Annotated in this window: 3 protein-coding genes and 1 pseudogene; all 4 read left to right on the forward strand. The window is 44.9% G+C overall.

Translation table 11 applies throughout. From position 1 onward, the window contains the following. Positions 1-429: 429 nt before the first annotated feature. Positions 430-4,218: a glycoside hydrolase family 2 TIM barrel-domain containing protein gene (locus B7695_RS03590; protein WP_084889735.1), complete on the forward strand. Its 3,789-nt coding sequence runs from the start codon at positions 430-432 to the stop codon at positions 4,216-4,218. A 1-nt stretch (position 4,219) separates the two neighbouring features. Further along, positions 4,220-5,908: an alpha-L-fucosidase gene (locus B7695_RS03595; protein ID WP_084889737.1), complete on the forward strand. Its 1,689-nt coding sequence runs from the start codon at positions 4,220-4,222 to the stop codon at positions 5,906-5,908. A 100-nt stretch (positions 5,909-6,008) separates the two neighbouring features. Continuing rightward, positions 6,009-6,995: an Rpn family recombination-promoting nuclease/putative transposase gene (locus B7695_RS03600; protein ID WP_084889739.1), complete on the forward strand. Its 987-nt coding sequence runs from the start codon at positions 6,009-6,011 to the stop codon at positions 6,993-6,995. A gap of 7 nt (positions 6,996-7,002) precedes the next feature. After that, positions 7,003-7,400, forward strand: a pseudogene (locus B7695_RS03605) (Rpn family recombination-promoting nuclease/putative transposase); the annotation flags it as partial.

Genomic DNA, 7,400 nt, shown 5'->3' on the forward strand with positions numbered 1-7,400 from the left:
GGAAGCGAGCCGCAGGTTGCTCAAAGTACAGCTTTGAGGTTGCAGATAAAACTGACGAAGTCAGCTCAAAACACCGTTTTGAGGTTGTAGATAAGACTGACGAAGTCAGCTCAAAACACTGTTTTGAGGTTGTAGATGAAACTGACGAAGTCAGCTCAAAACATGGTTTTGAGGTAGTAGATAAAACTGACGAAGTCAGTAACCATACCTACGGTAAGGCGACGCTGACGTGGTTTGAAGAGATTTTCGAAGAGTATGACCTTGTTTCTTGAAAATGACAGTTTATATGAACATGGAGTGATTTTCAGACTCCTCCACAAATTATAGAATCTTTTCTGAGGATTTAGGGAGTGATGGAAGAAGTCTTGAAAGCGCTTTTGTTTTATGCTATAGTCAAGTAAAGCGAGTCGTTTAAAGAGGAATGTTTGTATGAGAAGAGAAGAAGTTTTACGAAATCACTGGTTTTTTAGCCAAGAGGTGGGGAAAGAAGAGACCTTGGCGTCGAATTTTCAGAGGGAAAATTGGCAGGCTATTCAAGTGCCACATGACTGGAGTATTTACAATGATTTTGACCAGTATTCGCCAGCGCAAAATGAGGGTGGTCAGTTAAACGGGGGTCAGGCTTGGTACCGGACGCAGTTTTACTTGGAAGAAGATGCCAGTCTTGTATCGGTGCGTTTGTTGTTTGATGGAGTTTACATGAATGCCCAAGTCTATATCAACGGGCAAGTGCTGGGCTATTATCCCAATGGCTATACACCCTTTTCTTATGATATCACTCCTTATCTAAGAAACGATGGGACGGCCAACCAGCTTGCGGTTTTTGTGGAGAATCAGCAACCTAGCAGTCGTTGGTACTCTGGTAGCGGTATTTACCGAGAAGTAAAATTATTGATTACAGATGCAGTTCATATAGATTTATATGGGATTAAGATAGAAAGTCCCAAGCTCGAGGAACAAAGAGATGGATGGGTGGAAACCCAGCTTGAAAGCAAGGTTTCAAATGATGGGCCTCAGTCCGTGTCGGTGTATTTGGAACAGAGTATCTGGTATGATGGACAACAGCTGTCAGACTGGCAGGCGATAGACTCTGTAGTAATTGAGTCTGGGGACAAATATTCTTTCCAACAAGCCATATCAATTTTCCAACCTTTGCTTTGGGATATTGATCATCCTTGCCTTTACCAATTGAAGACTCGTCTTTATAAAAATGGCGTCTTGGTTGATGAAGAAGAGGAGACCTTTGGTTACCGCTATATGGATTGGCAAGCGGATAATGGCTTCTTTCTAAATGGTCGCTGGTTGAAGATTCATGGGGTTTGTCTCCACCATGACTACGGAGCGCTGGGAGCTGTGGAAAATAGGTCAGCTGCCGAGAGACGCTTGCGCCAGATGAAGGAAATGGGGGTCAATGCTATCCGAATTACCCATAATCCAGCTAGTAGTATCTTGCTGGATCTGGCTGCCAGAATGGGCCTACTCATCCAAGAAGAAGCCTTTGATACCTGGTATGGGGTCAAGAAAGAATATGACTATGGTCGCTTTTTTGAGGAAGAAGCAACTCATCCAGAAGCGAGGGAAGGCGATTTCTGGTCAGATTACGATTTACGTACCATGATTGAGCGTGGCAAGAACAATCCAGCAATTTTTATGTGGTCCTTGGGAAATGAAGTCAGTGAAGCAAATGGAGATGCTCATTCATTGAAGACGATCAAACGCTTGCTAGAAAGGGTTAAGGAGGTTGATGATAGCCGTTTTGTGACCATGGGAATGGATCAGTTCCGCTTCGGAGATGGTTCTGGAGGTCATGAAAAGATAGCTGATTTGTTGGATGTGGTGGGTTTGAATTACTCGGAAGATAATATTGATGGGATTCGAAAAAGACATCCCAAGTGGCGACTTTATGGATCTGAAACCTCATCAGCTACACGGACGCGTGACAGCTATTTTCGACCAGATAAGGAATGGGTTGGAGATAATCGTCGCGTGCGGAATTTTGAACAGTCGGACTATGGCAATGATCGGGTTCCTTGGGGGAAGACGGCGACGGCTTCTTGGATAGCAGATCGAAATCGGCTAGACTATGCAGGTCAGTTTATCTGGACAGGAGTGGACTATATCGGTGAGCCAACTCCTTGGCACAATCAAAATGACACGCCCGTCAAGAGTTCCTATTTTGGGATTGTGGACACGGCAGGGATTCCTAAAAATGACTATTATTTCTATCAAAGTCAGTGGTTGGAACTAGATCAGCATCCTATGGTTCATATCCTGCCCCATTGGAATTGGCAAATCCACCAGAGTTATCAACAAGTTGTGGATAAGTATGGGGATATCCCTGTTCGAGTGTATTCAAATTCTAGTTCTGTAGAGTTATTTCTCAATGGAAAATCTCAGGGGAGAAAGACTTTTCAGGAAAAATGGACTTCAGATGGTAGAAAATACCAAGAGGGAGAAGCTTCTGACCAACTTTATCTCGAATGGCGTTTGCCTTATCAACCAGGAGAATTGCGTGCTGTGGCCTATGACCGTCAAGGTCAGATTGTGGCAGAAGATAGGGTGGTGACTGCAGGTAAGCCAGTTCAAATCGGGCTACATGCCGAGAAAACACAACTGGAACCAGATGGACAAGACCTCCTTTATCTCTATTTTGATGTATTGGACAAGGATGGAAATTGGGTGCCGACTGCTTCCAATCAGATTCATTTTAAAATTGAGGGCCCTGCTCGTATTGTGGGTGTGGATAATGGCAGGCAGGCCAGTCGTGAACGTTACCAAGCCCAGAAAAATGGTCGGTTTAAGCGGAAAGCCTTTCATGGCAGAGGTGTCCTCTTAGTTCAGAGCTTGGAGCAGGTAGGTCTAGTCAGAGTAAAGGCTAGTGCCAGAGGGCTAGAGCCAGCAAGTTTTGATCTCTTAGTGGGAGAGGCTTTGGCTTGCCAGCCAGTAAAAAATAAGCGCTTATTTGAGATTCGAGTGGACAAGCAGGCCGGATTACAAGAAGGAGATTCCCCAGCTATTGGACTTTATCCACAAATTGTGGATAACCCTGTGAACAAGGTGGGGAATAGTGAAGTAATTTGGGAGACGAGTGGTAGTGCCCACGCCATTATTAAGCAGGGAGTGCTTCATTGCTTGTCTGCAGGCGACTTGGTTATCAGTGCTATTTATCAAGGGAAAACCTATCAAACTCATTTGCAGGTGGCAGAAAATACCTCACTAGGGCAAGCAGTTTCTGTACGACCACTTCGCTTGTATACAGCTAAGGGAACTTATCCACAGCTGCCATCTTCAGTTTTGGTGGACTATGAGTCCGGTAGTGCAAAACGAGTAAAGGTTGTTTGGGAGGCAATCTCGGAAGAAGATCTGGAAAGCTTTCATGAATTTACGGTATCTGGTCATCTTGAGGGGCTGGATATAAAGGCTTCTGCTCAGATTTGTGTCCAAGGGATTTGCGCTCTTGAGCCTGAAAGGGTTTGGACACTTGTCAAGGAAGCTCCACACTTACCAGATCGAGTTAAGCTAGTCTTATCAGATGGCAGACGAGATACGGCTAAGGTTACTTGGGATGAACTCGAACCTCAAGTCTATGCTCAGGTAGGAGAATGTGTGCTCACAGGGCAAGTAGCGGGCTGTGAGTTGCCAGCCACAGTCACCATTCATGTGACAGATGCAAGTGTAGATGGGGAAGTCATTTCCAATCAGTGGACAGGATCCAACCTGCCTCTGGTCTTTGCTTCCCACTCAGAAACGAATCACCCAGTCTCTTACCTCAATGACAAGGTTATTGCTCGGAAGAAATCAACAGCCAATACATGGATTGCTAAGTCAGAGCAAGCCAGCGTCGGCATTCTTTTTGGAGATGCAGGGATTTTAAAACCTCGATTTGTGGATAATGTGACCTTGTATTATGTTGAAAATCAAGACTACGTGGCGGTGGATCCTACCTTTATTGATTATTATGTGGGGAATGAGCCTAGCTTGCCTCGGACTCCCAACCATTTGGATAAGGATTCTGCTCTCAAACAAGAAAAGAATTGGCGCCCTGTATCAGCTATCCGAAAAGTTTCAAGCGACAAGGATGAAGAGCTTCATTTTGAATTTGACAAGGTGGAAACTTATGCTCTTCGTCTTCGATTTGAAGGCTTGACCAGTCCCCTAGCGTTAACAGAATTGCAAGTACATGCCAAAAAAGTTAAGAAAAATGTAGATAGGAAGTAGTATGGTAAGAGAAATAAAACCGCATGGGCCCTTGCCTAGTCAGGCCCAGCTAGCGTATTTAGAGGATGAACTAGCAGCCTTTATCCATTTTGGACCTAATACCTTTTATGATCAGGAATGGGGGACAGGTCAGGAGGATCCTGAACGCTTTAACCCGACACAGTTAGACGCGCGTGAGTGGGTGCGTGTGCTCAAGGAGACGGGCTTTCAGAAGTTGATTTTGGTGGTCAAGCATCACGATGGCTTTGTCCTCTATCCGACGGCTCATACAGATTATTCGGTTAAGGCTAGTCCTTGGAGGAATGGAGAGGGGGACTTGCTCCTTGAAGTATCCCAAGCTGCCACAGAGTTTGATATGGATATAGGGGTCTACCTATCGCCGTGGGATGCCCACAGTCCCCTCTATCATGTGGAGCGAGAAGCGGACTACAATGCCTATTATCTGGCTCAATTGAAGGAGATTTTATCAAATCCTGCCTATGGAAATGGAGGGAAATTTGCTGAGGTCTGGCTGGATGGTGCTAGAGGAGAGGGCGCTCAAAAGGTCAATTATGAATTTGAGAAATGGTTTGAAACCATTCGTGACCTGCAGGGAGATTGCTTAATTTTTTCAACAGAAGGAACCAGTATACGCTGGATTGGTAATGAACGAGGGTATGCAGGTGATCTACTGTGGCAAAAGGTGGATCCTGACAAACTAGGAACAGAAGCAGAGCTGGACTATCTTCAGCACGGAGATCCCTCGGGCACGATTTTTTCGATCGGAGAGGCAGATGTTTCCATCCGGCCGGGTTGGTTTTACCATGAAGAGCAGGATCCTAAGTCTCTTGAGGAGTTGGTCGAAATCTACTTTCACTCGGTGGGCCGGGGAACTCCACTCTTGCTCAATATTCCGCCGAATCAAGCTGGGCTATTTGATGCAAAGGATATTGAACGCCTCTATGAATTTACGGCCTATCGCAATGAGCTTTATAAAGAAGATTTGGCTCTGGGAGCTAAGGTATCTGGTCCTGCTCTTTCCGCAGACTTTGCCTGTCGCCATTTGACAGACGGTCTTGAGACTAGTTCATGGGCAAGCGATGCAGACTTGCCCATCCAGCTAGAATTCGACTTAGGAGCGCCTAAAACTTTCGATGTCATTGAGTTAAGAGAAGATTTGAAGCTAGGGCAACGAATCGCTGCTTTTCATGTGCAAGTAGAGGTGGATGGTGTCTGGCAGGAATTTGGCATGGGCTTTACAGTCGGTCATAAGTGCCTCCTGCGAGGTCCGCTAGTAGAGGCACAGAAGGTGCGCGTGATAATTACAGAGGCACAATCTATGCCTGTATTGACCAAGATTTCCCTCTATAAAACTCCTAGCTTATCACAAAAAGAAGTTGTTCAGGGACTAGCATTTGCAGAAAAAAGCCTATCTGTGGCAAAGGGAGAGACTCTTCATTTTAGGATTGAACGTAGCGAAAGTCATACTCCTTTGGAAGCTAAGATTTCGATTCAACCGGGGACAGGTGTCCATGGTGTCGCCTATCAGGACGAGATTCAAGTCCTTCAATTCCAAGCAGGGGAAAGCAAAAAAGACTTGAGCATACCAACCCTGTATTTTGCTGCTGATAAGACCTTGGATTTCTATCTGAATCTGACTGTTGATGGACAACTGGTTGATCAAGCTCATATTTTAGTTGAAACGAGATAAAATATCTTCACAACTCATTTCCTTTTCGAATAAATAGATAGAACCATCGAATCTAGCAAAATTAGATTTAAAACTATGGTATAATAGAAGGAGGAAATGGATGACTTTAAGACATCCGGGCATCAGCCCAACCAATGACTTGGTTGCTAAGAAAATCTTTAGCAATCCAGAAATCACTTGTCAATTTATTCGCGATATGCTGGACTTACCAGCAACAAATGTGACGATTTTGGAGGGAAGTAACATTCACGTCTTGCCTTCCCTGCCGTACTCAGCGCAGGATTTCTATACAAGTATTGATGTCTTGGCGGAGTTGGACAATGGCACGCAAGTAATTATTGAGATTCAGGTGCATCATCAGAATTTTTTCATTAATCGTTTATGGGCTTATTTGTGCAGTCAGGTCAATCAGAATCTTGAAAAAATTCGTCAACGTGAAGGTGACACCCACCAGAGTTACAAACACATCGCACCAGTTTATGCTATTGCAATTGTGGACAGCAATTATTTCTCAGATGACCTAGCTTTTCACAGCTTTAGCATGCGCGAGGACACGACAGGTGAGGCTTTAACAATTACAAACAATGGACAAGAAAATCATCTAGTAAAGATGGCTTTCTTAGAACTAAAAAAATACAGAGAAACCAGCAAAGACGAGGTTCGCAAGCCGTGGTTGGAGTTTTTTGGGAATAAACCCTTTACCCAACAACCCGAGCGAGCCATCAGCCAGGCAGACCAACTGCTAGACTACAAGAGCTGGTCCGAGGAGGACAGGAAAATGTTTAGTCAACTACGTATGCGAGAAGAACAAGCCTTATTAGCGCATGACTATGCCTTGGAACAAGCTGAAGAAAAAGGCTTAGAACGTGGTCTTGAACGTGGTCGTGCAGAGGGTCGTGAACAAGGACGAGAAGAAGGTATTGAACAAGGTTTAGAGCGTGGACTTGAACGAGGAAAAGTTGAAGGAAGTTTGTCTATGCTAGTAAATCTAGTCCGTCAAGGCCTTCTGACAGCTGAGGTTGCAAGTGAACAATTAGGAATGACCGTCGCTGAGTTTGAGGAGCTATTGAAAAACCATCATAAATAAGACCTAAAAATACAGAGAAACCAGCAAAGATGAGATTCGCAAGCCGTGGTTGGAGTTTTTTGGGAATAAACCCTTTACCCAACAGCCCGAGCGAGCCATCAGCCAGGCAGACCAACTGCTAGACTACAAGAGCTGGTCCGAGGAGGACAGGAAAATGTTTAGTCAACTACGTATGCGCGAAGAACAAGCCTTGTTAGCACATGATTATGCCCTGGAAACAGCTAGGGCTGAAGGTATTGAACAAGGTTTAGAGCGTGGTCTTGAACGTGGTCGTGCAGAGGGTCGTGAACAAGGACGAGAAGAAGGCATTGAACAGGGATTAAAAGTAGGTTTAGTAAATCTAGTCCGTCAAGGCCTTCTGACAGCTGAGGTTGCAAGTGAACAATTGGGAATGACCGTCGCTGA

The sequence above is a fragment of the Streptococcus mitis genome (genome assembly GCF_002096845.1).
Taxonomy (GTDB): domain Bacteria; phylum Bacillota; class Bacilli; order Lactobacillales; family Streptococcaceae; genus Streptococcus; species Streptococcus mitis_A.

What these genes read in the sequence shown, in the direction of transcription:
- B7695_RS03600 (WP_084889739.1), top strand. Translation starts at nt 6,009, where the DNA reads ATGACTTTAAGACATCCGGGCATCAGCCCAACCAATGACTTGGTTGCT.
- B7695_RS03595 (WP_084889737.1), top strand. Translation starts at nt 4,220, where the DNA reads ATGGTAAGAGAAATAAAACCGCATGGGCCCTTGCCTAGTCAGGCCCAG.
- B7695_RS03590 (WP_084889735.1), top strand. Translation starts at nt 430, where the DNA reads ATGAGAAGAGAAGAAGTTTTACGAAATCACTGGTTTTTTAGCCAAGAG.